The 1,213-nt window shown below is 58.2% G+C and carries 2 protein-coding genes; both read right to left on the bottom strand.

All coding sequences use genetic code 11. The annotated features are described in order from the left end of the window. Nucleotides 1-851, bottom strand: an 851-nt coding sequence (locus A3754_RS03140; protein ID WP_156496732.1) for an AMP-binding protein, incomplete at its 3' end; no start/stop codon positions are given. A gap of 176 nt (nt 852-1,027) precedes the next feature. Beyond that, nucleotides 1,028-1,213, bottom strand: a 186-nt coding sequence (locus A3754_RS28410; RefSeq protein ID WP_231880461.1) for a hypothetical protein, incomplete at its 5' end; no start/stop codon positions are given.

The raw sequence follows: 1,213 nt of genomic DNA on the forward strand, positions 1-1,213 counted from the left end.
ATCAGCTTGGCCGCCACCCGGCGGTCCCAACGGGTCATCAACACAATCAGCGAACCGCCATAGATGGGCGAATTCATGGAGCCCTGCATGCCGGTCACATGAAAATACGGCAGCGTGGCCAGGGTGACAGACTCGGTGGTGCCATGGCTCCAGACGGCCCCCTGCACACAGGTGGCCATCACCGACGCATGGGTATGCATACAACCTTTAGGCGCACCGGTTGTGCCCGAGCTGTACGGAAACACGGCAAGATCATCCGGCCCCACCAGCAATTCACTGGGCTGTTTGGCGGCCGCGATAACGTCCTTCCAGGCCAGGTGTGCCGGGTCCGCCAGGGCAGCAGCAGGCGCCTCCACTTCCGGTGGCAGGGGCAAGTCCGTGTCACGGACGATGTAATCGCTGTAAGCCGCCACAATCAGGTGGCGCAGATTCACCTTGCCCACCACAGGCGCAATCGCCGCCAGCAACTCCTGACCGCAAATCGCCACAGACGCTTCGGTATCTTCCAGGTAGTGCTCCAACTCCGCCGCCCGGTTCATGGGGTTCACCGGCACCACAATGGCGTTGGCACGAAGGATTGCGTAGTAGCTGATAATGAACTGGGGGGCGTTCTGCATGAACAGCAGCACCCGGTCGCCCTTTTCCACCCCCAGTGATTGCAGGTAGCCCGCCAGGGCATCCGCCTGCTGCTTCAACTGGGCAAACGTGAGGGGGCTGTCGTAATAGTTGATCGCGTCCCGTTGCGGGTAACGCAATGCAGACACCTCCAGATTGGTATAGAGGCTGGTCTGCGGCAGGCTCAGATGCTTGGGCATATTCTCTGGCCAGACCGCATGATGCCGATCAGACATGTCTTACTCTCCCGAACTGCAGCCCTCGCAGAGCTGCTTTTATTGTTGATACCCGGAAACCGCCGGATAAAACCGATAAGACCGGGCTAGCGCAGCCTGCTCATCGGTGAATACAAAGTGTTGACTCGCCGGTCAATCTGACACGCCCCAAAGGGGGCGTCAATACTATTTTGGAACTACGTTTTGTTTTTTGAAAACAAATATCGCAGGGAGGGAAAATCAGGAAAGGCAAGCCGGGGACCAAGAACATACCACTGAGTATGCCGCATGCACACACCGGCCATCAGAAATTCGGACAGGTATTTTATTGCAGGAAACGGGCGCCAGCCCGCTAGGCTTGGGCCGTCAGCAAAGAGGGAGAG

The sequence above is a fragment of the Alcanivorax sp. HI0083 genome, from assembly GCF_001635175.1.